General features: G+C 34.2%; 19 protein-coding genes. 4 read left to right on the top strand and 15 right to left on the bottom strand.

Annotated elements, in window-relative coordinates; genetic code table 11:
- Positions 1–129: 129 nt before the first annotated feature.
- The gene (locus ACNQF8_RS13355) at positions 130–2097 is read right to left on the bottom strand and encodes an NACHT domain-containing protein (RefSeq protein ID WP_417953729.1); all 1968 of its coding nucleotides are present in this window, start codon (positions 2095–2097) and stop codon (positions 130–132) included.
- A gap of 420 nt (positions 2098–2517) precedes the next feature.
- On the bottom strand, positions 2518–3387 hold the full coding sequence (locus ACNQF8_RS13350; protein ID WP_417953728.1) for a DUF808 domain-containing protein: 870 nt from the start codon (positions 3385–3387) through the stop codon (positions 2518–2520).
- A gap of 198 nt (positions 3388–3585) precedes the next feature.
- On the opposite strand from ACNQF8_RS13350, the gene ACNQF8_RS13345 reads away from it, so the two are divergent.
- Complete coding sequence (locus ACNQF8_RS13345) at positions 3586–4053, top strand: OsmC family protein (protein ID WP_417953727.1); 468 nt, start codon at positions 3586–3588, stop codon at positions 4051–4053.
- Positions 4054–4144: 91 nt separating this feature from the next.
- On the opposite strand, the gene clpB is transcribed toward ACNQF8_RS13345, so the two are convergent.
- Complete coding sequence (clpB, locus tag ACNQF8_RS13340; RefSeq protein WP_417953726.1) at positions 4145–6751, bottom strand: ATP-dependent chaperone ClpB; 2607 nt, start codon at positions 6749–6751, stop codon at positions 4145–4147.
- Between the two features lie 145 nt (positions 6752–6896).
- Between clpB and ytxJ the strand changes: the two genes are divergently transcribed.
- Positions 6897–7286: a bacillithiol system redox-active protein YtxJ gene (ytxJ, locus tag ACNQF8_RS13335; protein ID WP_417951442.1), complete on the top strand. Its 390-nt coding sequence runs from the start codon at positions 6897–6899 to the stop codon at positions 7284–7286.
- An 86-nt stretch (positions 7287–7372) separates the two neighbouring features.
- Here ytxJ and argH read toward each other — a convergent pair whose 3' ends face one another.
- The 12 genes from argH to fahA all read right to left on the bottom strand — a co-directional run bounded on the left by argH (position 7373) and on the right by fahA (position 20833).
- Positions 7373–8653, bottom strand: a complete 1281-nt coding sequence (argH, locus tag ACNQF8_RS13330; RefSeq protein WP_121365117.1) for an argininosuccinate lyase — start codon at positions 8651–8653, stop codon at positions 7373–7375.
- 59 nt (positions 8654–8712) lie between these two features.
- On the bottom strand, positions 8713–9789 hold the full coding sequence (locus ACNQF8_RS13325; protein WP_417951443.1) for a M20 family metallo-hydrolase: 1077 nt from the start codon (positions 9787–9789) through the stop codon (positions 8713–8715).
- Complete coding sequence (argB, locus tag ACNQF8_RS13320; RefSeq protein WP_417953725.1) at positions 9786–10571, bottom strand: acetylglutamate kinase; 786 nt, start codon at positions 10569–10571, stop codon at positions 9786–9788. The genes ACNQF8_RS13325 and argB overlap by 4 nt, the downstream gene beginning before the upstream one ends.
- Positions 10561–11508 carry an N-acetylornithine carbamoyltransferase gene (locus ACNQF8_RS13315; protein WP_315210640.1) on the bottom strand — a complete coding sequence of 316 codons (948 nt, stop codon included), beginning with the start codon at positions 11506–11508 and terminating at the stop codon, positions 10561–10563. Before ACNQF8_RS13315 ends, argB begins: the two co-directional genes overlap by 11 nt.
- A 69-nt stretch (positions 11509–11577) precedes the next feature.
- A complete protein-coding gene (gene proB, locus ACNQF8_RS13310; protein ID WP_417951445.1) occupies positions 11578–12339 on the bottom strand; it encodes a glutamate 5-kinase in 762 nt (253 codons plus the stop codon).
- Between the two features lie 163 nt (positions 12340–12502).
- On the bottom strand, positions 12503–13699 hold the full coding sequence (locus ACNQF8_RS13305; protein ID WP_417953724.1) for a glutamate-5-semialdehyde dehydrogenase: 1197 nt from the start codon (positions 13697–13699) through the stop codon (positions 12503–12505).
- A 30-nt stretch (positions 13700–13729) separates the two neighbouring features.
- Entirely contained in the window at positions 13730–14866 is a 1137-nt protein-coding gene (locus ACNQF8_RS13300; protein WP_417951447.1) for an aspartate aminotransferase family protein, read from the bottom strand.
- A gap of 82 nt (positions 14867–14948) precedes the next feature.
- Entirely contained in the window at positions 14949–15926 is a 978-nt protein-coding gene (gene argC / locus ACNQF8_RS13295; protein WP_417953723.1) for an N-acetyl-gamma-glutamyl-phosphate reductase, read from the bottom strand.
- Positions 15919–17112 carry an argininosuccinate synthase gene (locus ACNQF8_RS13290; RefSeq protein ID WP_417951449.1) on the bottom strand — a complete coding sequence of 398 codons (1194 nt, stop codon included), beginning with the start codon at positions 17110–17112 and terminating at the stop codon, positions 15919–15921. The genes argC and ACNQF8_RS13290 overlap by 8 nt, the downstream gene beginning before the upstream one ends.
- 4 nt (positions 17113–17116) lie before the next feature.
- Entirely contained in the window at positions 17117–17734 is a 618-nt protein-coding gene (locus ACNQF8_RS13285; protein WP_315210659.1) for a GNAT family N-acetyltransferase, read from the bottom strand.
- A 474-nt stretch (positions 17735–18208) separates the two neighbouring features.
- A complete protein-coding gene (locus tag ACNQF8_RS13280; protein WP_315210662.1) occupies positions 18209–19393 on the bottom strand; it encodes a hypothetical protein in 1185 nt (394 codons plus the stop codon).
- A 156-nt stretch (positions 19394–19549) separates the two neighbouring features.
- Complete coding sequence (fahA, locus tag ACNQF8_RS13275; protein ID WP_315210665.1) at positions 19550–20833, bottom strand: fumarylacetoacetase; 1284 nt, start codon at positions 20831–20833, stop codon at positions 19550–19552.
- A gap of 108 nt (positions 20834–20941) precedes the next feature.
- On the opposite strand from fahA, the gene glyA reads away from it, so the two are divergent.
- Both glyA and ACNQF8_RS13265 read left to right on the top strand, forming a co-directional pair.
- A complete protein-coding gene (gene glyA / locus ACNQF8_RS13270; RefSeq protein WP_417953722.1) occupies positions 20942–22216 on the top strand; it encodes a serine hydroxymethyltransferase in 1275 nt (424 codons plus the stop codon).
- 130 nt (positions 22217–22346) lie between these two features.
- Entirely contained in the window at positions 22347–22940 is a 594-nt protein-coding gene (locus tag ACNQF8_RS13265) for a MiaE family protein (protein WP_099715146.1), read from the top strand.
- Positions 22941–23113: the final 173 nt, after the last annotated feature.

The raw sequence follows: 23113 nt of genomic DNA, 5'->3' as shown, positions 1-23113 counted from the left end.
TTTCCAACTTTTTCAACAAGCCGTTGGGACGGAATTTTATACTCGAAAAATAACCAACATATAACCCTCTCAAAAGTTGTGAATAACTTTATGATGCTTTACATAGGAGTAGCTGTTGGTGGCTGGCTTTTAAAAGTTCAATAAGAAGCTATCAGACGAACAAGACAAGACCGATTGTTCAATATCCTTAAGAAATTTTTCTGCTTTCATGTTATCGAATATTAACAATGAATGTCTTCCAATAAAAAGTTTTATAATTTCATTGGTTTTTGAGAAATTTTCATTTTTGTTTAATATTAAATTTTTTCTGTCTGTTAATTTATATATTTTATTAGGAACTAATTTTAAAGTAATGTTTTTAGGATCAGTTTTAAAGCCTTTATATTCTAAAAAGTCATATTCTTTTTCATAAAGAAATTGCATCAAAATTTTATTAGGTTTTTCTATTGTAGGAACCTTAATACAACATATTTCCTTTTCATCCTTTACTACGTCTATTCCAATAGACATTCTTTTTAAATTAATAACTTTTCTAAATAATTTAAAAAGTTCTGATGGATGATTTTCCTTTGATTTTGGTTCGAATGGAAAATTAATTAGATAAATTTCATAGCAAAACTCTAGTTGTTGTCTTTCTAATTTATCAAGATTTGTGTAATCTTTATATGTGTTTTTTAAGAATAATAAATAATCAGAAATTAACTTTTTTATAATTATTTCTTTAAAACCTTTTGGGTCTATACTTTCGTACAAGTCAATTATATTGATATATATTTCGTTATTATTATGAAAGCAGATTTTTTTAAAAATTTCAGATTGTTTTTCTTTTGAATCTAAATATATAAATTGGGATGCAAAGTATTCTTGTAAAGATTTATGAGACCATTTATAATAAATACCATCAATAGAGAATAATGGAACTGTTACCAGTAAATCTTTAATAAATTTAGATGGTTGAACATTTATATTACCACAGTAGTTTAGAGACTTTTGAATAATCTCCTCTAATTGGTCTTTTGTAAATTCTATTTTGTTATTATTAACTAAACATAAATAACCAAATACTCTTAAAATTCTTAAAAACTCATCAATTCCTAATCCTGAATATTTTTCTCTTTCAAATGAATCTCCCTTGGATAAATCATGAGATTCGTATAGGGCGTCAAAAACTTGTCTATAAAAGATATGTTTCTTAAACGGAATGGTTTGTTTATGCTCAAATGCTGTAAATAATAAAGAGACTAATAGAGGCGTTGTTAAATATTCACTTATATTCTCAAAAATATTTTCTTCTTGTATTTTCTTTATAAGTAAGTTTGACAAAAGACCATTTCCATCATATTTTTTTAGTAATATATATGCTTCTTCAATTTCTAGCGGTTTAATTTGAAATTTTTTAAAATTGCCAAAAGAAGTTAATGAGTTTTCTGGTCTAGAAGTTAAAATAAATTTATTGTTATTTGCTTTAGTGATAAATTGTTGAATTTCAGTTGTAACTTTTGTTCTTTCATCTAATTGAATTTCATCATATCCATCTAGAAAAAATATAAAGTCACCTCTTTTTACTAAATCTAGAATAAATTGTTTATCTAATATTTCATTAATAGGATTTAATTGTTCTAAAATTTCTTCAATTATTCCTTTTGATTTTGACAGTCTTCTTAACTCAATTAAAACAGGTACACCGATATTATCCTCAATACAAGATAATAGTAGTTTTTTTGAAAGTGTTGACTTACCCATTCCAGCATTATCTGTAATCAATATTTTATTTGAAGTTTTGAAAATTTCCTCTTTAAATTTATCAATTAAATGAACTTCATTTGTTTCTGAACAATCTAATCGCAATGGAATGTAAACATCATTTAAAAAAACCTCTCTTTTTTTAAATGCTATCGTATTTAAAATTGAATTTTTTTCATAAGTTTCATTTAGATAATCAGTAAACTTATCTTCAAAAAAATGGTCAATAACAATATCCTCTCTTTTCCATTTTTTCTTTAATTCCTCAAATTTTGGCACTAAAAATGTTTCTAAAACAATTTTTGTTAATGGTGCAGTAATTGAGGTCAGATTTTTTATTGTTTCTATATCCATGTTTGCTGTTTTTTCTATTTCTACGGGCGCTTGCCACCAACTTGTTTCTTATTATTGATTTTCAAATATATTAAAATTTTCTTACAAATTTGTATAATAGCTTTTTATTTGATAGATGTTTTTGATAGGTGTGTGAATAGGTATTGCACTATTTTTTAGATTTTTAAAGTGCTTTTTTTTATAGAATTTAGGAAATCAAAAAGTTCTAATTTAGCCCCGATGGGAGCAAGTATCCTTTTTATAAATGTAACCCGAGAGGGTTGCGTTTATAAAAAGATACTGCGGACAGCGGGACAACTCGTGATGAAAAATTAGAAATGTTGTGCTCCTAAAAAAAGACATAAAAAAACACCAGCCTTTCGACTGATGTTCTCCTTGTTTTTTAATTATTTATGCGGCTAAAGTGTATTCAACTGTTGCTTACTTTTTGCCAATGATCTTTTTGAACAACGTAACAATTCCCAAAACAATTCCACCAAATACAAGTCCTATTAAAAATTCAGTTAGGATGGAAGGTAATTGGGGTAATACGCCATGTAAAAAACCGATGTTGTGTACAAATATGCCACCTGCTACTAACAGTAAGGCGATGGTACCTATAAAGGATAAACTTTTGATGACTTTTGGCAAGGCTTGTACCAGAATATTTCCGATAGTCTTTGAGAAGCTACGCTCTCTGGTGCTCATGCTTATCAGTTTTAAACCTGCTTCATCCATACGTACAATTAGGGCTACAATCCCGTAAACACCTACGGTTGCTATTATTGCAATGATGGAAACAACCATAATTTGAGATAAAATAGGTTTGCCAATAACGGTTCCCAATGCAATAATTACGATTTCTACTGATAAAATAAAATCAGTTACGATTGCTGATTTTATTTTTTCTTTTTCAAAGGCTAAAATTTGTTCTTCGGTCATTGGTTCCAACGAAATTTCGTGCTTTGCATGTTCGTGCGGAAAGAAGTATTCGTAAATTTTTTCGGCACCTTCGTAGGCTAAATAAAGTCCGCCAAGGACTAAGATTATAATAACGGCTATGGGCAAAAAGGCGCTCAACAGAAAAGCGATGGGTAAAATGATTACCTTATTGAGCAGAGAACCTTTTGCAATTGCCCATAATACCGGAAGCTCTCGCGATGAAACAAATCCGGAAGCTTTTTCGGCATTTACTGCCAAATCATCACCTAAAATACCCGCCGTTTTTTTGGCTGCAAATTTACTCATTACGGCAACATCATCCATAATTGCTGCGATATCATCTAATAGTGCGAAAAAACCTGATGCCATTTTGATTGTTTTAGAAACTGCATTGATTTTGGTATTGCTTTGCCAAAATTTAAACTGCGTGTTTTGTTTATTCCTGCGAAGCTAAAACTTTTTTTATTTACTCTATTTATAAAATGGGTGAATTTTTAGTTAATATTCACCCAAAATCTTTCTGCATTAGTAGTCTCGTTTTTATTTACTTTTGAAATAAAAAAAATTATGGGGTTCAAACATGTATTTAAAGCCAAATTAGATTGGTTTTTTTCTAAAAAGGAAGCGCCGACGTATACTAAAAGTCATACCATAGCGATTGACGGTAAAGCTGTTCTGCATGTTTCGGCTGCTAAAGCTTTTAAAGGAGATCCTGCTTTGTACAATCCTGAAGACCTGTTATTGAGTAGTGTGGTTTCCTGTCACATGATGTCTTACTTATATGTTTGTAAACAAAATGGTATCGACGTGGTTTCTTATACAGACGAAGCAGAGGCAACTCTGGAAGTTTTGGAAGACGGAAGCGGACGTTTTATTGCTATTAAACTGAATCCTAAAGTTTGTATTAGCAACAAAGAAAAAATAGAGGAGGCACTTAGCTTGCATAAAAAAGCAAACCAACTCTGTTTTATAGCGAATTCTTGTAATTTTCCAATTCTGCATTTTCCAACTTGTGAAATTAAAAATAGCAATTAAATCAATCGGTTTACTCCATAAAAACAGAATAGCATAAAAAAACACCAGCCTTTCGACTGATGTTTTCATAATTTTAAATGTTTCTAGATTCTTAAGAAACTAACTCGGTTTGATTTCTAAAAACCAATTTTCCATCAAACGCATCTATCAAAACAATGCTGTCTGTAGTTATTTTTCCGGACAGAATTTCTTTAGATAATTCATTAAGCACATCTCTTTGAATCACACGTTTTACCGGTCTGGCTCCAAATTGGGGATCATATCCTTTGTCAGCTAAATAGGCGACAGCTTCTGGAGTGGCGTCCATAGTGATGCCTTGAAGCGCTAACATTTTTGTCACGCTTTTTAGTTGTAAACCAACGATTTTTGTAATATTTTCATTGGTTAATGGTGTAAACATCACAATTTCGTCAATACGGTTAATGAATTCCGGACGCACCGTTTGTTTCAATAATCCCAATACTTCCACTTTTGCAGCTTCGGTTGCGGCTTCGACACTTCCTTTCAAATTATCAAATTTATCCTGAATAATTTGGCTTCCCATATTCGAAGTCATGATGATAATCGTGTTTTTAAAATCAGCTAAACGTCCTTTGTTATCTGTCAAACGTCCTTCATCCAAAACTTGTAACAAGATATTAAACGTGTCCGGATGTGCTTTTTCAATTTCATCCAATAAAATTACAGAGTACGGTTTTCTACGAACGGCCTCGGTCAATTGTCCGCCTTCATCATAACCTACATATCCCGGAGGCGCACCCACCAAGCGGCTTACGCTGTGGCGTTCTTGGTATTCGCTCATATCAATACGCGTCATAGCATTTTCATCATCAAATAAATATTCGGCTAAGGCTTTTGCTAATTCGGTTTTACCAACTCCTGTAGTTCCAAGGAATAGAAAGGTTCCCACTGGTTTTTTCATGTCCTGTAATCCCGCACGGCTTCTGCGCACGGCATCACTCACGGCTTGAATGGCTTCTTCCTGTCCTACGACTCTTTGATGCAATTCATCTTCCAGTTTCAATAGTTTTTCTCTTTCGCCTTGAAGCATTTTCATCACTGGGATTCCAGTCCATTTAGCCACGACTTCAGCAATATCTTCGCGGGTCACTTCTTCTTTTATAAGGGAAGTGCCTTCAGTTTGATCTTCGGCCAATTGTTTTTGAAATGCATCCAATCTTTCTTGAGCTTCTTTGATTTTCCCATAACGAATTTCGGCTACTTTTCCATAATCACCATCACGTTCCGCGCGTTCTGCTTCGTATTTGAAATCTTCAATCTCCGTTTTTACTGCTTGAATGTTATCGACTACATCTTTCTCTGATTTCCATTTGGCGTAGATTTCGTTTCGATCTTCTTTTAGGTTGGCTAAATCCATTCCTAAAACTTTGAGTTTACTTTCGTCTTTTTCTCTTTTAATGGCTTCAATTTCGATTTCTAACTGCATTACTTTTCGATCCAAAACGTCCAGTTCTTCTGGTTTTGAATTGATTTCCATGCGTATTTTTGATGCTGCCTCGTCCATTAAATCAATGGCTTTATCTGGAAGAAAACGATTGGTAATATAGCGTTGTGATAATTCGACAGCCGCAATAATAGCATCGTCTTTTATTTGAACTTTATGGTGTGTTTCGTATTTTTCCTTGATACCACGTAAAATCGAAATGGCACTTTCGGTATCCGGTTCTTCAATCATTATTTTTTGGAAACGTCTTTCTAGTGCTTTGTCTTTTTCAAAATATTTTTGATATTCGTCTAATGTGGTTGCACCAATTGCGCGCAGTTCTCCACGAGCTAAGGCAGGTTTCAAGATGTTTGCGGCATCCATAGCGCCTTCGCCACCTCCTGCACCCACAAGCGTGTGAATTTCGTCAATGAATAAAACAATATCCCCTTCGGCAGAAGTCACTTCTTTCACCACGGATTTCAAGCGTTCCTCAAATTCTCCTTTGTATTTGGCACCGGCAATCAATGCTCCCATATCAAGAGAATATACGATTTTATCTTTCAGGTTTTCAGGAACGTCTCCATCAACAATTCGGTGTGCCAATCCTTCGGCAATGGCAGTTTTTCCAACTCCGGGTTCTCCCACGAGCATTGGGTTATTTTTAGTTCTTCGGGTTAAAATTTGCAACACTCTGCGAATTTCCTCATCACGACCAATAACAGGATCGAGTTTTCCGGATCGAGCCAGTTCGTTGAGGTTTTTGGCGTATTTATTTAATGAATTATAGGTCTCTTCAGCAGAGGCAGAAGTTACTCTTTCGCCTTTTCGCAATTCTTCTATGGCGGCTTTCAATCCTTTTCCGGTTACGCCCTGATCTTTTAATATTTGGGCTGCTTTGGTTTTAGAATCAAAGATTGCCAAAATTAAATGCTCCACAGAAACGAATTCGTCATTCATTTTTTTAGCGATAATTTCAGCTTCATTAAGCGTCGTGTTTGCAGTTCTGGAAAGCATTATTTCGCCACCAGAAACCTTTGGAAAGCTCTGAATGGTACTGTCCAATATTTGAAGAAAAAGAGGAACATTCACATTGAGTTTTTTCAATATAAACGGCGCCACATTTTCATCGACTTCAAAAATAGCCTTGAAAATATGTTCGTTTTCTATTTGTTGCTGTCCTTGGCTTTGCGCCAATTGTTGCGAAAGCTGAATGGCTTCCTGGGATTTGATGGTAAATTTATTTATGTTCATGATGTTATATTGTTTTGTGGTTATTTGACTAACTTTGCGAATCAATATTCAATATATATTCCAATACAATAATACAGACAAATTGACAGAAATTTCATGATTTTTATCATGTTTTAAAGTCAAAATGTCTTAAAACAAGACAATTATGAGTTTTTTTAAAAATATGTTCAACAGTTCAGAAGAAAAAGATTCAAACGAAAACAAAATCAACTGGAATGAACTAACCCATTTAGGGCAACTAAATGATATTATCGAGATTTCAAATGAAAAACCGGTAGCCATTTTCAAACACAGTACACGTTGCAGTGTCAGTAGGATGGCGCTGAAACAGTTTGAAAATGAGTTTAATAGCTCAGATAAAGTTACGCCATATTTTTTAGATTTAATAGCACATCGCGATATTTCTAATGAAATTGCGAGTCGTTTCGGAGTGACGCATCAATCGCCACAATTGATATTAATTAAGGAAGGAAAAGCTGTTTATAACGTTTCGCATAGTGATATTGATGCGGAAGAGTTAGGTAAAAAGGTTTAATATCCAAAAGATTTAAGTTTGAAATATAAAAAAATCCATTCGTTGAAGCGAATGGATTTTTTTGTAATAATTATTTTGGTTTTGAATTAATAAGAATCATCCATTTTCTTTTTTATGGCATCCAAACAAAGATTGTTGATGCTTCCTTCGTGTGTATGTTTGGTTTCTTTCGGAGATTGAAAAGTACCATTTTCTAATTGTTCCGCAACCGCTTTATAGGCGTCTCTAAAAGGCATTCCAGCAACTACCATTTCGTTTAAGGTATCAACCGTAAATAAATAGTTGTATTTTGGATCTGCTAGAATGTTGTCTTTTACCTTAATGTCTTTAATTGCAAAAATTGCGATATCCAAACAGGCTTTCAGGTTTTGAATCGCTGGAAACAATCCTTCTTTCAATAATTGTAAATCCCTGTGGTAACCACTTGGAAGATTATTTGTAATTAAAGTGATTTCATAAGGTAACGCTTGAATCTTATTGCATTTCCCACGAATCAATTCAAAAACATCTGGGTTTTTCTTGTGCGGCATAATGCTCGAACCTGTTGTAAGATGCGAAGGCAAAGTGATAAAATCAAAATTCTGGCTCATGTATAAACAAACATCCATCGAGAACTTTGCCAAAGTAGCAGCAACGCTACTCATAGCAAAAGCGACTGTTTTTTCTGATTTTCCACGGCTCATTTGAGCGGCAACCGAATTAAATTTTAATGTTTCAAAACCTAATTCCTGTGTGGTGAATGTTCTGTTGATAGGAAATGAACTTCCGTAACCTGCGGCTGAGCCTAATGGGTTTTGGTCCACAATTTTCAAAGCAGCATTCAACATCGTTATATCATCAATCAAGGTTTCAGCATAAGCAGAAAACCACATTCCAAAAGAGGAAGGCATTGCAATTTGAAGGTGCGTGTATCCTGGTAACAATACATTCTGGTGCTTTTCTGCTGATTCCATCAGTAAGTCAAAAAGACTTTTTACTTGCTCTTTCAACTCTTTAACAACATCTTTCAAGTATAAATTAACATCTACCAAAACTTGGTCGTTGCGAGAACGGGCGGTATGAATTTTTTTACCAGCGTCCCCAAGTTTTACTGTCAGTAAATATTCGATTTTGGAATGCACGTCTTCAAAACTGTCTTCGATTTCGAAATTACCGTTTTCAGCATCTTTTATTATTTCTTCCAAAGCCAAAACCAAAGAAACGGTTTCGGAGTCTGTTAAAAGACCGATTTGACCTAGCATTTTTGCATGTGCAATAGAACCTAATGCATCATATTTTGCCAGAACTAAATCCAGTTCTCTGTCGTTTCCAACGGTGAAATGTTCGATTTGCTTATCGGTTGGTATTCCTTTTTCCCAAAGTTTCATAATTAGATTTTTAGATTTTTAGACAGTTGGATTTATAGACTTCTAAGGAGTCTAAAAATCTAAGAAGTCTGAATAAAGAAGTCTGAAAGTATTTTAATGTACAATTGAATTCCTTCTTCTATTTCGTTTATAAATATAAATTCGTCTGCCGAGTGTGACCGCAGGGTCTCGCCAGGTCCTAATTTTAAGGATTGACAACTCAAAACTGATTGATCCGAAAGGGTAGGCGAACCATACGTGGTTCTTCCCAATGCGATTCCGGCTTGCACTAATCCGTGAGCAACAGGAATCGATGACGCATTCAAATGCATCGAACGAGGATTGACTTCAGCAGTCAAATGCTTTCTTACGGTATCTAAAATTTCCTGATTGTTATAGCAATCATTCACCCTTATATCGACAACCAAATGACATTCTGCAGGAACTACGTTGTGTTGTTTTCCGGCTGTTACTTGTGTTACGGTCATTTTTACAGGACCTAAAACCTCCGATATTTTTTCGAATTGATAGCTGTTAAACCATTCGATCACGGGTATCGCATTGTAAATTGGATTGTCTGGATTGTTGTGTGCGGCGTGACTGGCTGTGCCTTTTACGATTACATCGAGTACTAATAAACCTTTTTCGGCTACGGCCAATTGCATTAATGTTGGTTCGCCGACAATAGCACATTCCAGTTCCGGTAAATGTTTCAAAACGCTGTTTAATCCATTTTTTCCGCTGCTTTCTTCTTCGGCTGAAGCGACCATCACAATATTGTAAGGCAGATTTTCATTCGAATAAAAATGTACAAAAGTGGCTAAAAGCGAAACCAAACAACCACCCGCATCATTGCTTCCTAATCCAAATAATTTACCATCTTTTACGATGGCTTCAAATGGATTATTAGTATAGCCTTGGTTTGGTTTTACTGTATCGTGGTGCGAATTCAGTAAAAGCGTTGGTTTGGACTTATCAAAATGTTTATTGAAAGCCCAAATATTATTATTCTCTCTTTCGAAAGGGATATTATTTTGTTTAAACCAATTTTCGATTAAAAGGGCTGTTTGGTCTTCTTCACTTGAAAAGGAAGGCGTTTCAATCAGCGATTTTAATAGCGCAATGGCTTCTTGTGTAAGGATTTCTATACTCTTCATAGTGTAATTGTAGTGTACAATGCGGTCTTGTCTTGCAACATGCGGTGATGACCAATTTTTATTTTTTGAACTCCTTTTGACAAACTATTGAAACAGTTGTCTAATTTAGGAATCATACCGGAATGTATCGCTTTTTCGGCTTTTAATTTGGAATATAATTCTTGATTGATGTTCTCAATTACGGAAGAATCATCTTCGGCATCAAATAAAACGCCAGGTTTTTCGAAGCAATAATTCAAAGTAACATCAAAAACTTCCGATAAAGCAATGGCTAATTCACTAGCGATGGTATCTGCATTCGTGTTTAATAATTGTCCCTTTCCATCGTGTGTTATAGCACAAAATACAGGAATTATACCAGTTGAAAGCAATGTTTCCAATAATTGTGTGTTTACTTTTTTTACATCGCCCACAAAACCATAATTGATTGTTGGGTGGTTTCTTTTATCAGATTGAATTAAATTCCCATCAGCACCTGAAAACCCCATCGCATTGGTATTTTTAGCTTGTAATTGGGCAACAATATTTTTATTGATTAGACCTGCATAAATCATCACAACTACATCAAGCATAGCGGCATCGGTGATGCGTCTTCCATCAATCATTTGAGGTGCTAAACCTATGCTTTCGGCCATTTTGGTAGCTGATTTTCCTCCGCCATGAACAAGTATTTTATACCCTTCAATCTTAGAAAAATCAGATAAAAATTGTGATAATTCTGTTGGATTATCAATAATGTTTCCACCAATTTTTATTAGTGTTACCGGTTTTTTATTTTCCATTTTCCAATATTTTTTGCAACACTAATTGTGCTGAATACGTTCTATTGTTGGCTTGTTCGATAACAATTGAATTTTCGCTGTCAATCACTTCATCAGTAACAATTACGTTACGTCTTACTGGCAAACAGTGCATGAATTTAGCATTGTTAGTCAGTTTCATTTTATCGGCAGTTACAGTCCAGTTTGGGTCAGAATTTGTAATCTGACCATATTCCTTGTAATTACTCCAGTTTTTGGCGTATATAAAATCAGCATTTTCGAAAGCTTTGTCTTGGTCGTATTCAATCTTAGAATCTTTCGTGATTTCAGGATTCAATTCGTAGCCCTCAGGATGCGTAATAACAAAATCAGCATCTTGTAACTGCATCATTTCCACAAAGGAATTAGCAACCGCTTGAGGTAACGCTTTAGGATGTGGTGCCCAAGTCAAAACTACTTTTGGTCGGTGTTTAGTTTTGTGTTCTGCCATAGTTATAGCATCGGCCAGCGATTGTAACGGGTGTCCGGTTGCACTTTCCATATTCACAACAGGCACAGTGGCGTATTTTAGGAAACCCATAAGAACGGTTTCCGCATTGTCTTTTTCTTTGTCTACCAATCCGGCAAAAGCTCTGATAGCAACAATATCGCAATATTGAGAAACTACCGCGGCGGCTTCTTTAATATGTTCAGAAGCACCGGAGTTCATGATGGCTCCATCTTCAAATTCCAACGTCCAACCTTCACTGGTAAAATTCATTACCATGACGTTCATTCCCAAATTCAAAGCCGCTTTTTGCGTGCTCAAACGCGTTCTCAAACTAGAATTAAAAAACAACATTCCTAAGGTTTTGTTTTTACCTAGTTTTTTATTTTTTAGCGGTTTTTTCTTGATTTTTAAGGCTTGTTTCACCCATTTATCGAGCGAGTCTATGTTTTGTATGGAGATGTAGTTCATGTCTTAATTTGTTTAATCGGTTATTTGTTTAATCGATTAACCGAATTAACGATTAACCGCATCAACATTTTATAGAATTTTCGTAAAAGGTATTTCGTTTTTTAAAGCTTTCAAAATAAAATTGTCTTCCAATCCATTGACAATCCAGGTTTCTATAGCTGCGTCTTTGGCAATCGCTGAGGCTTCTATTTTAGATTGCATTCCACCGGTTCCATGAGAGGATTTCGAATCGCCAATCTCTTTTTCCAATACTTTTAAATCAGTTACTAGAGAAATCGTTTCAGGAACGGCATCATGGATGGATGCTTTGGTGTAAATCCCGTTTGTATTGGTGGCAATAATCAGAATGTCAACATTTAATAAAACGGCCGTTAAAGCGGCCAATTTGTCATTGTCACCAAATCGAATCTCATCCGTAGCCACCGTATCATTTTCATTGATGATCGGAATGTAATTATTTTTGACCAACACATTGATAGTGTTCACGATATTTACTTTGGATTGTTCTTTTTCGAAATCAGAATACGAAAGCAAACACTGCGAAATCAGTAATCCTAAATCACTGAAATTTTCATGATAAATCCGCATTAAATGAGGCTGACCAATCGAAGCTAATGCTTGTTTTACAAAAACATCTTTATCTTGATTTTCCAATTTCACAAATTGTTTGGCTGCGGCGATCGCACCCGAACTCACAATGATGAACTCGTAATCGTCTTGTAAAGCGGCTATTTGCATCCCAATATCCTCAATCTTTCCTCTCGAAATGTGATTGGTTTCTTTGGTTAATGTATTGCTTCCTAACTTTAATAAAATTCTTTTTTTAGCCATTTTTAAAATTTAACCACAAAGGGCACAAAGTTTTTTTTTTATATAATGCTTTAAAAACACAAAGGTCACAAAGCTGTTTTTTTATGTTTAATAATTGAAATATTTAATAATTTGAAAATTTCGTTTCATAATTTTTTAATATTTCAATCTTTTAATTTTCAATTTATCTGATTTGTCCATTTCCGTAAATATACCACTTATTAGTAACTAAATGTTGCAAACCAATTGGTCCACGTTGGTGTAATTTGTCTGTGCTTATCGCCAATTCTCCTCCTAAACCAAATTGTCCTCCATCGGTAAATCGGGTAGAGGCATTTTGATAAACTGCTGCCGTATCCACGTTTTCCATGAATTCCTGGGCAATTGCATCATTTTTTGTGATTATGGATGCCGAATGTCCGCCACAATATTTATTTATTTTGTCAATTGCTTCTTGATCCGAATTGGTTGTTCCAATAACAATTTTATAATCTAGAAACTCTTCGTGCCAAATTAAATCCGATTCAATCTGAGGAACTTTTGCTATTTTTGAAATACTTTCATCTCCTAAAACGGTTACGTTTCTTTGTTTTAATTCGGCAATTGTTTTCTTTGCAAAAGCTTCCCAATTTTCAAGATTTGTATCAATTAATACTTTATCTAGAGCATTGCAAACAGATATATTTGAGGTCTTTCCGTTAATAATAATATCAAGCGCTTTTTTCAAATCGGCTTCCTTATTTACATAAACAAAATTATTTCCTCGACCACTTATAATCACCGGGCAGGTTGCGTGTTTTTTTACGAAAGCGATTAATTTCTCACCACCACGAGGAACGATTAAATCCACTTTTTGTGTTGGTTTTTCCAAAAAAGCCTGCGTTTCTTCTCGATTGTAATTCAGGTATTCTACCCATTCTGTCGCAATATTATTTTCTTGTAAAGCCTGATGCCACAATTCCACAATTTTTAAATTGGATAGTAAAGATTCTTTTCCGCCTTTCAATAAAATTTTATTTCCGGATTTAAAAGCGATTCCACCAGCTTCAACTGTAACGTCAGGTCTGGATTCATAAATAATCATTATGGTTCCAAAAGCCGCTGTTTTATTGATGATTTTCATTCCATTTTCGTGATCGAAATTAAAACGCTCCACACCAATAGGATCTTCTTGACTTGCTAATTGTTGCAGGGATAAAATCATCTCGTCAATTTTGGCATCATCAACCAATAAACGTTTTTCCATGGCCAAGTCATCTCCAGAATAATTATTGATATCCTGTTGATTTATAGTCTTAAGATTGGCTCTTTCTTGTTCAAGAAGTTCGGCCATATGGCTTAAAACTGCATTTCGTTTTTCTATTGGTAATAAGTGGTTCATTAGTTTTTGGTTTGCTATTTTAGAAAAAAATCATTTCAATTCTGCCAATGCTTCTTTTAAAGCTATGATAAAGGTATCGATTGCTTCCTTATTGATTGTCAAAGGAGGAAGGATTCTTAATAAGTTTTTGTTATTAGCGTTTCCGGTAAAAATATGTTTGTCAATAATCATTTTTTTACGAAGCGTACTTACGTCAAAATCAAATTCTACACCAAGCATTAATCCTCTTCCTTTGACTTGTATCACTTCAGGAACTTGTTTGATTGCTTCTAAAAAATAGGCGTAAACGTCATTTACGTTATCCATTAATTTTTCGCTTTCAATCACATCCAAAACTGCTATTCCGGCAGCACAAGCCAAATGGTTTCCACCAAAAGTAGTTCCCAATAATCCGTAACTTGCTGTAAATTTTGGAGAAATCAAGATTCCGCCAATAGGAAATCCGTTACCCATTCCTTTAGCTAAACAAATAATATCTGCTTTGATGTTATGATGTTGGTGGGCAAAAAACTTTCCGCTTCTTCCGTATCCTGATTGCACTTCGTCCAAAATCAATACAACATCATAAGCGGCACATAGTTTTTCTAATGCCTGAAAAAATTCAGTTGTTCCTTGGTCTAAACCCCCAACTCCTTGAATTCCTTCAATTATAACAGAAGAAACATCTCCTTTTTTTAGTTCGTTTTCTACCAACTCGATATTATTTAATGGCAAAAAAGTAACAATTTGCTGCGCATTAATTGGCGCAACAATTTTTTTGTTATCTGTAACCGCAACTGCCGCCGAAGTTCTTCCGTGAAAGGAATTGTCAAAAGCAATAACACGCGATTTATTATTGTGAAAAGAGGCTAATTTCAAAGCATTTTCATTGGCTTCAGCTCCAGAACTGCACAAGAATAAAGTATAGTCTTCCAATCCGGAAAGTTTTCCTAATTTTTCTGCTAATTCTACTTGCAATGGATTCTGAATCGCATTGGAATAAAAACCAATGTTATCCAATTGATTTTTTAATTTGGCAACATAATCCGGTTGGGTGTGTCCAATGGAAATTACTCCATGACCACCATATAAATCTAAATATTCCACTCCTTTTTCATCTGTAATCGTGCAATCCATTGCTTTTACGGGAGTGATGTTGTATAATGGGTAAACGTCAAATAAGTTCATTTTCTTTTTTTGTTTAAATGGTTTAAGGTTTCAAGTTTCAAGTTACATGTGCAACTTTAAACTTTAAACTTGAAACAAATTTTTAGAATCCAGATGGTTTCAAATGTAATCCTGTGGTTTCATCCAATCCAAACATTAAATTCATGTTCTGTATGGCTTGTCCTGAGGCTCCTTTTGTTAAATTATCAATTACTGAAGTAATCAATAACCGGTTTCCTTTTTTCATTAAACTAATAATACATTTGTTAGTTTGTACCACTTGCTTCATATTGATTCCAGTGGTCGTAATAGTTACGAAAGGTTGGTCTTTATAAAAAGCTTCATATTTCGCAACTACATCTTCCAGACTTTCTTCGATTGTTGTGTATAATGTTGCAAAAATCCCTCTGGCAAAATCCCCTCTGTTAGGTACAAAAATCAATTCGTTTGTATAATCTGCTTGCAATTGGTTTACGCTTTGGTTTATTTCGCCCAAATGTTGGTGTTCAAAAGCTTTGTAATGCGACATATTATTCGATCTCCAGCTAAAATGCGTCGTTTCTGAAGGTGAAACTCCAGCTCCTGTACTTCCGGTTGTCGCATTGATATGAACGTCAGTTGTAAGCATTTCGTTTTTAGCCAATGGCAATATTGCCAGTTGAATCGCTGTTGCAAAACAACCTGGATTTGCTATGAATTGAGCGTTTTTAATTGCTGCTTTATTCAATTCAGGTAAGCCATAAACGAAAGATTTGCTATCGAAGTCTTTGTCTTTGGTCAATCTGAAATCATTTCCTAAATCGATGATTTTGGTATGACTCGCAAATTGATTTTGCTCTAAAAATGATTTTGATTTACCATGACCTAAACACAAGAAAACAACATTCACATTTGGATTTACAGTATCGGTAAAATTCATTTCGATATCACCCATTAAATCATGATGCGCAACATGAAGTGGTTTTCCAGCATTTGTTGTGCTGTAAACAAAATCAAGTGTAGCATTGGGATGAAACATCAATATTCTGATGAGTTCCCCCGCTGTGTAACCCGAACCTCCAATTATTCCAATATTAATCATGTGTCAGTTTATTTACGGATGAGAATATGTTTTGGGCATTCCCTAGAATTTTGATGAATCCTTTGGCATCGTCAGATGTCCAGGCGTTGTTCATTTCTCCGTATTGTCCAAAACCGGTATTCATTAAATCATTTTCAGATTCAATTCCGTCCAAAGTAAAGTGATATGGTTTTAGCGAAACGATAACGGTTCCGTTTACAGTTGTTTGAGTGTCTTCCAGGAAAGCCTCGATGTTTCTCATTACAGGATCTAAGAATTGTCCTTCATGAAACAACATTCCGTACCAGTTTCCTAGTTGTTCTTTCCAGTATTGTTGCCATTTACCCAGCGTATGTTTCTCTAATAAATGGTGTGCTTTGATAATGATTAAAGGCGCAGCGGCTTCAAAACCAACTCTTCCTTTAATCCCGATTATCGTATCGCCTACGTGAATATCTCTACCAATTGCATACGCGCTGGCTAATTTTTCTAATGCAACGATGTTTTTTGTTGGTGTGTCCAAAGTCCCGTTGATGCCTACTAATTGTCCTTTTTCAAATTGTAGCGTCACTTTCTCTTCTCCAGTTTTTTGCAATTGAGAAGGATAGGCTTCACTTGGTAACGATTGATTTGAGGTCAATGTTTCTTTTCCACCAACACTGGTTCCCCACAATCCTTTATTAATAGAATATTGTGCTTTTTCCCAAGAATAATGAACGCCATTTTTAGATAAATAATCCACTTCTTCCTGTCTTGATAATTTCAAATCTCTGATAGGAGTGATGATTTCAATTTCGGGAGCAATGGTTTGGAAAATTAAATCAAAACGAATTTGGTCATTCCCAGCGCCAGTACTTCCGTGAGCAATTGCTTCAGCACCAACAGATTTTGCATATTTAATAGCTTCAATCGCTTGAAAAACACGCTCGGCACTTACGGATAATGGATAGGTGTTGTTTTTTAACACATTTCCATAAATCAAATATTTAATGGCTTTATCATAATATTTATCTACAATGGTAAGATTTGCATGTTGTGCACTTCCTAATTCGTAGGCTCTTTCTTCAATAGCGGCTAGTTCAGCTTCATCAAATCCGCCTGTATTTATAAGAACAGTGTGAACTTCGTATCCTTTTTCGTTTTTTAAATATTTTAGGCAATATGAGGTGTCTAATCCTCCACTGTATGCTAATACTACTTTTTTCATGATATTATTTTTTTAAGAACAAGGCTTCTTTAATTAATTTTAATCTGTTTAATACTCTGACATTAAATGGATGTTTAGGCGGATCTTTAGGTTTTTCTTTAGGATCATAAAGCATTCCGGTACACAAACACATTTTGTTGTCTTTACTTTTTAGGATTTCATAATTGGTACACGTTTGGCATCCTTTCCAAAAACTTGGATCACTGGTCAACTCTGAAAAAGGAACGGGCTTGTAGCCTAAATCGGAGTTGATTTTCATTACCGCAAGACCAGTTGTGATTCCAAAAACCTTAGCATCGGGATATTTTTCTAATGAATAGTCAAAAACAAATGATTTGATTTTTTTTGCTAAACCTAAATTTCTGTAATCAGGATGTACAATCAATCCAGAATGTGCCACAAATTTCCCATGCTGCCAACTTTCGATATAGCAAAAACCAGCAAATTTCCCATTGTCTAAAGCAATGACAGCATCTTTGCTTTCCATTTTTTTCTGGATATATTCAGGAGTTCTCTTAGCAATTCCCGTACCTCTCAATAGTGCGGACAATTCTATGGTATCGCATATTTCTTGCGAATACTTATAATGTTCTTCCTGTGTTGTTATAATAGAAATATTCATTTCAAAAGCTGAATTTTTGAGTTATAAAATGATTTGTAATTTTGTATTTGAAATGGCTCTCTGCTAAATTCAACTATAATACTAAACCAGTTGACTGTTGTGCAATAAATTGAACCACAATGCAATAGTAGTAAATAAGTATTAGTTTTTGGATATATTAATCCAATGGAAAATAGCGGTAATTTCAAAACGGAAAAAATGAAAAATGAATAAAGATACGAAACAGCTTTTGGTTACTATAGTTATAGCATCCGTACTTCGGGAGAAGTAGTAGGTCTGTTTGTCCGTGACAAAGAAGTTATATGTAAACTTGTTTTATTCATTGGTGCAAAAGTACACATATTTTTAAAACACAACACTAATTTTGTATTTTCTAACAAAATTTTAATGTATTGTTGATTTTTTTTAAATTAGAAAACTCCTTGACAGGTTTAATTATCAAGGAGTTTTGTGTAGTAGTATAGATTTATAGAATTAGTTTCTAAACCTGTTTCTACTGATAATATCTTTTATTTTAGCTTTTAAATCTTCTCCGGTGTCATAAACCATTTGTTCATTGCTAGGAAAAGCTACCGCTCTTTTGTCAAAATAAGAGTAATAATTATCATCAGAAGCGCGTCGGTCTCCCTTATAAGTGGCGTAAATATTTTCGAAAATAAACTCACTGGCTATAGGGAAAGATTGTAATAATTGATTGCTTCTAAAGTTTATGTAGTCAACTTTAGCTGTAATTTGACAAGATTTAAACTGTCTGAATTCATAAATGCGTACTGTTGCATTTCTCATATTATCTACCATTACGACTTTTCCTTTTTCGTCCAAAACTTCTCTTCCGTTAGCATCAATTAGTTTTTTGACACCATCTTTTATGATGCGATCTTTTATAAATTCTCTTTCTTTTATTTGCTCAGGCGAAATATAAATATGTCTAAAGTTGATAACCATTCCATAATCATAATCAATTCCTTTTTGTTTGTTACTGTGGTAAACGGTCCATTTATCATTTAAACCATAAGTACTGAAATCCAATAAATCATTCTGTAGGCGAACCGGAATAATCATATTCGTTTCATTTTTAGTGTAAACCGAAACATAATCAGAACCTTTAAATTTAGCTTCATCCATGAGTTGTAAAACGTTTTTATAATTTGGAGTTATTTGGTTTAAATATTCCATATCATCATACGCTTTTCGGTAATTCATTTTGTCTGAAGTGCCCATTAATTTTTTTGCATTCGCATACAAATAAGCTGATAAGGCATTTTTGCTATCAATGATTTGATCGTTATAATTGTCAAATGGAAAAATGGCATTCCTGCCTTCTTTAATTAGTTTCAAAGGAAGTAACGGTTTGATTTTTTCCTGACGGGAATTCAATTGTAAATACGTGTTGTACATTTTTTCCAATTGTGCCGGATTAGCATCTTTGGCTAACAAATTTATAGCATTTAAATCACGTTCTTTTGCTTTGGCGAAAGCCTCTTCTAGCAAGTAAACATAATCTTGTTTGCCTTTTTTATCTTTATTGGTTCGTAAATTTGAAACGGCATTATCAATTGCTTGATCATAATTTCCAGAGCTTAATAAATTTTGAGTTTGTTTTACGCCACAAGAGGAAATAAGGATAAACAAGGATAATAAAAGAGTAATTTTTTTCATAAGCGTTACTGTTAAGTAAATGATTTTTTGAAGCTATTTCTGCTGTTTTTAAGCAGATTTATTGGTTTTGATTTTTAAAATCCAAAAATAATGCCACAAAAAAACCTAACAAAAATAGAATAAATGTTAGGTTTTAAAAAGTGTATTTTTAATTTTTTATTGTCTCACAAAAGGAGGAAGTAACTTACTGGAAACTTCACCAAAACCAATTCTTACCTGACCATTTTGGCAAAAACCTTTCATGATTACGGTGTCATTGTCATTGATAAATTTACGCTCTGTTCCGTCGCTCATTTTTATTGGATTTTTTCCACCCCAAGTTAATTCTAACATGGAACCAAAACTATCTTCAGTAGGTCCGGAAATAGTTCCTGAACCCATCATATCGCCAGAATTCACGCGACATCCATTAGAAGTATGATGTGCTAATTGTTGACACATTGACCAATACAAATATTTGAAATTGGAGTTTGAAACAACAGTTGGTTTTGCATTTTCAGGCTGGATTGCGACTTCTAAATTGATGTCAAAAGAATGTTTTCCTTTTTGTTGCAAATAGGGAAGTGGAGTAGGTTCTTGTTTTGGTCCTTTGGTTCTAAAAGGTTCCAAAGCATCCATAGTAACTATCCAAGGTGAAATTGAAGATGCAAAGTTTTTTGCTAAGAATGGTCCTAATGGTACATATTCCCATTTTTGAATGTCGCGGGCACTCCAGTCATTCAATAAAACCATTCCAAAGATATAATCTTCAGCTTCGGTTACAGCAATGTTTTCGCCCATTATATTTACATCCGTAGTAATGAAAGCAGTTTCAAGTTCAAAATCGACTGAACGAGAAGGGCCAAAAACCGGAGTAGTTTCTCCATTTGGCAGTGTTTGTCCCATTGGTCTGTGAACCGGAATTCCTGATGGAACGATGGTAGAACTTCTTCCGTGATAGCCCACAGGGATGTGTAACCAGTTTGGTAACAATGCATTTTCGGGATCGCGGAACATTTTTCCTACGTTGGTTGCGTGCTCTTTACTAGAATAGAAGTCTGTGTAATCACCAATAAGCACTGGCAATTGCATTTCGACATCTTCCATCTTGAAAATTATGATGTCTCTATCTTTGGCGTTATTTTGTAGTTTCAAATTTGTCACATCAAAAAGCTCCGCAATTCGGTTTCGAACCAAACGCCATGTTTTTTGACCATCAGAAATAAAATCATTCAAAGTATCCTGCATGAACATATCATCCGTCAGTTCAATGCCTTCAAAATAATTTAATTGTTGTAAAGCTCCCAAATCGATTGCAAAATCACCAATTCTTGTCCCTACGGTTACTATGTTTTCTTTGGTAAGAAAAACTCCAAAAGGAATGTTTTGAATAGGGAAATCACTGTTGGCAGGTACTTCTAGCCATGATTTTCTATTGGTATCGTTAGCTGTTATTGGCATATTTTGTTAATTATTTTGTTAAAAAATTACTCATCAAATATATTATAATCTAACTATTAACCAAACGTTTTTTTGTATTTTTGCATCAAATTAACGAAAATCAAAAAAATGCAACGCGACGAACAAATTTTTGACCTTATTCTAGAAGAACAAGAAAGACAAATTCACGGATTAGAACTTATTGCTTCGGAAAACTTCGTAAGTGACGAAGTAATGGAAGCAGCTGGTTCTGTTTTAACTAACAAATATGCTGAAGGATATCCTGGCAAAAGATACTACGGCGGTTGTGAAGTAGTTGATGTTGTTGAACAAATTGCTATTGACAGAGCCAAAGAATTGTTTGGAGCTGCTTACGCAAATGTACAGCCACACTCCGGTTCACAAGCTAATACAGCGGTTTACCACGCATGTATCAAACCAGGTGATAAAATTTTAGGTTTTGATTTGTCTCATGGAGGACACTTAACTCATGGTTCACCAGTTAATTTTTCAGGACGTTTATATACACCTTCTTTTTACGGAGTGGATAAAGAAACTGGAAGATTAGATTATGATAAAATTCAAGAAATAGCTACTAAAGAACAACCAAAATTAATCATTGCAGGAGCTTCGGCTTATTCTCGTGATATGGATTTTGAGCGTTTTAGAGTAATTGCTGACAGTGTTGGTGCTATTTTATTGGCTGATATTTCTCACCCTGCAGGACTTATTGCTAAAGGCTTGATGAATGATCCATTGCCACATTGCCATATTGTAACTACTACAACTCACAAAACTTTGCGTGGTCCTCGTGGAGGATTAATCTTAATGGGTAAAGATTTTGAAAACCCGTTTGGTTTAACAACTCCAAAAGGAGAAATCAGAATGATGTCTTCTTTATTGGACTTGGCTGTTTTCCCTGGAAATCAAGGAGGTCCATTAATGCACATTATAGCTGCAAAAGCAGTAGCTTTTGGTGAAGCTTTAAAAGATGAATTTTTTACGTATGCTTTACAATTACAAAAAAATGCTAATGCTATGGCTGATGCTTTTGTAAAAAGAGGATATGAAATCATTTCTGGCGGAACGGATAATCACATGATGTTGATTGATTTAAGAAATAAGAATATTTCTGGAAAAGATGCTGAAAATGCATTAGTAAAAGCAGAAATTACCGTAAATAAAAATATGGTTCCATTTGATGATAAATCACCATTTGTAACTTCAGGTATTCGTGTAGGAACTGCAGCTATTACCACTCGTGGTCTTGTTGAAGAAGATATGGAAACTATTGTTGATCTTATTGACAGAGTATTGGTAGACCATACTAACGAAGATGTTATCGAGGCGGTAGCTAATGAAGTAAATGAAATGATGAGCGAAAGAGCAATTTTCGTATACTAAATAAAATACGTTTTAAAGTTTTAAAGTCGAAAGTCAAAAGTCTTTGAATAGAATTTAATATTCTGTCTTAGTTTTGGCTTTCGACTTTTGACTTTATGACTTTCGACTTTCTAACTTTAAGACTAAAATTATGTCTGTACTAAGATTAAAATTACCAACCGATCCAAGATGGGTCAATATTGTAGAAAAGAACATTGAGGAAATCTTGACTGATCACGCTTGGTGCGAACAAAAAGCAGCTACAAATGCCATTACAATTATTACCAACAATTCAGAGCATCAAGATTTAGTAAAGGATTTATTGGCTTTGGCCAAAGAAGAAATCGATCACTTTGAGCAAGTTCACAATATTATTATAAAGCGCGGCTTAAAATTGGGACGTGAACGGAAAGATGAATATGTAAACGAATTGTATTTGTACATGAAAAAAAGTAGCGATGGAAGCAGAGTTTCGAGTTTAGTGGAACGGTTGTTGTTTTCAGCAATGATAGAAGCCAGAAGTTGTGAGCGTTTCAAAGTACTTTCAGAAAATATTCAAGACGAAGAATTATCTGTTTTTTATAGAGATTTGATGGAGAGCGAAGCGGGACATTATACTACTTTTATTACTTATGCAAGAAAATACGGAGTAGGAATTGACGTTGAAAAGCGTTGGAGAGAATGGCTTGAATTTGAAGAAAATATTATAACAAATTATGGTAAAAACGAAACAATTCATGGGTAGTTTTTTATGATAGGTAATTTTAGTTCTAATTTTTAGTAAATTAATGAACGATTTAAGAACCTTAATAATCAGTTATTTATATTTATTGCGTTTTAAAGTAGATAATGTTTTGTATTTAATATAAATTATTTGTTATCAGATTAATATTTTTAATTTACATTTATCATTTAATT

Origin of the sequence: Flavobacterium labens, from assembly GCF_048286755.1 — a bacterium.
GTDB lineage: Bacteria > Bacteroidota > Bacteroidia > Flavobacteriales > Flavobacteriaceae > Flavobacterium.
This window is presented reverse-complemented; position numbering and strand designations above follow the sequence as displayed.

Excerpts from the sequence above, each read along its gene's own strand:
- ACNQF8_RS13265 (WP_099715146.1), top strand. The coding sequence starts at position 22,347 with ATGTCTGTACTAAGATTAAAATTACCAACCGATCCAAGATGGGTCAAT.
- argB (WP_417953725.1), bottom strand. The coding sequence starts at position 10,571 with ATGGAAAATAAAAAACCGGTAACACTAATAAAAATTGGTGGAAACATT.
- argH (WP_121365117.1), bottom strand. The coding sequence starts at position 8,653 with ATGAAACTTTGGGAAAAAGGAATACCAACCGATAAGCAAATCGAACAT.
- ytxJ (WP_417951442.1), top strand. The coding sequence starts at position 6,897 with ATGAGTTTTTTTAAAAATATGTTCAACAGTTCAGAAGAAAAAGATTCA.
- ACNQF8_RS13355 (WP_417953729.1), bottom strand. The coding sequence starts at position 2,097 with ATGGATATAGAAACAATAAAAAATCTGACCTCAATTACTGCACCATTA.
- proB (WP_417951445.1), bottom strand. The coding sequence starts at position 12,339 with ATGGCTAAAAAAAGAATTTTATTAAAGTTAGGAAGCAATACATTAACC.
- ACNQF8_RS13300 (WP_417951447.1), bottom strand. The coding sequence starts at position 14,866 with ATGAACTTATTTGACGTTTACCCATTATACAACATCACTCCCGTAAAA.
- ACNQF8_RS13305 (WP_417953724.1), bottom strand. The coding sequence starts at position 13,699 with ATGAACCACTTATTACCAATAGAAAAACGAAATGCAGTTTTAAGCCAT.
- argC (WP_417953723.1), bottom strand. The coding sequence starts at position 15,926 with ATGATTAATATTGGAATAATTGGAGGTTCGGGTTACACAGCGGGGGAA.
- ACNQF8_RS13285 (WP_315210659.1), bottom strand. The coding sequence starts at position 17,734 with ATGAATATTTCTATTATAACAACACAGGAAGAACATTATAAGTATTCG.
- ACNQF8_RS13315 (WP_315210640.1), bottom strand. The coding sequence starts at position 11,508 with ATGAACTACATCTCCATACAAAACATAGACTCGCTCGATAAATGGGTG.
- ACNQF8_RS13350 (WP_417953728.1), bottom strand. The coding sequence starts at position 3,387 with ATGGCATCAGGTTTTTTCGCACTATTAGATGATATCGCAGCAATTATG.
- ACNQF8_RS13325 (WP_417951443.1), bottom strand. The coding sequence starts at position 9,789 with ATGAAGAGTATAGAAATCCTTACACAAGAAGCCATTGCGCTATTAAAA.
- clpB (WP_417953726.1), bottom strand. The coding sequence starts at position 6,751 with ATGAACATAAATAAATTTACCATCAAATCCCAGGAAGCCATTCAGCTT.
- ACNQF8_RS13290 (WP_417951449.1), bottom strand. The coding sequence starts at position 17,112 with ATGAAAAAAGTAGTATTAGCATACAGTGGAGGATTAGACACCTCATAT.
- glyA (WP_417953722.1), top strand. The coding sequence starts at position 20,942 with ATGCAACGCGACGAACAAATTTTTGACCTTATTCTAGAAGAACAAGAA.
- fahA (WP_315210665.1), bottom strand. The coding sequence starts at position 20,833 with ATGCCAATAACAGCTAACGATACCAATAGAAAATCATGGCTAGAAGTA.
- ACNQF8_RS13345 (WP_417953727.1), top strand. The coding sequence starts at position 3,586 with ATGGGGTTCAAACATGTATTTAAAGCCAAATTAGATTGGTTTTTTTCT.
- ACNQF8_RS13280 (WP_315210662.1), bottom strand. The coding sequence starts at position 19,393 with ATGAAAAAAATTACTCTTTTATTATCCTTGTTTATCCTTATTTCCTCT.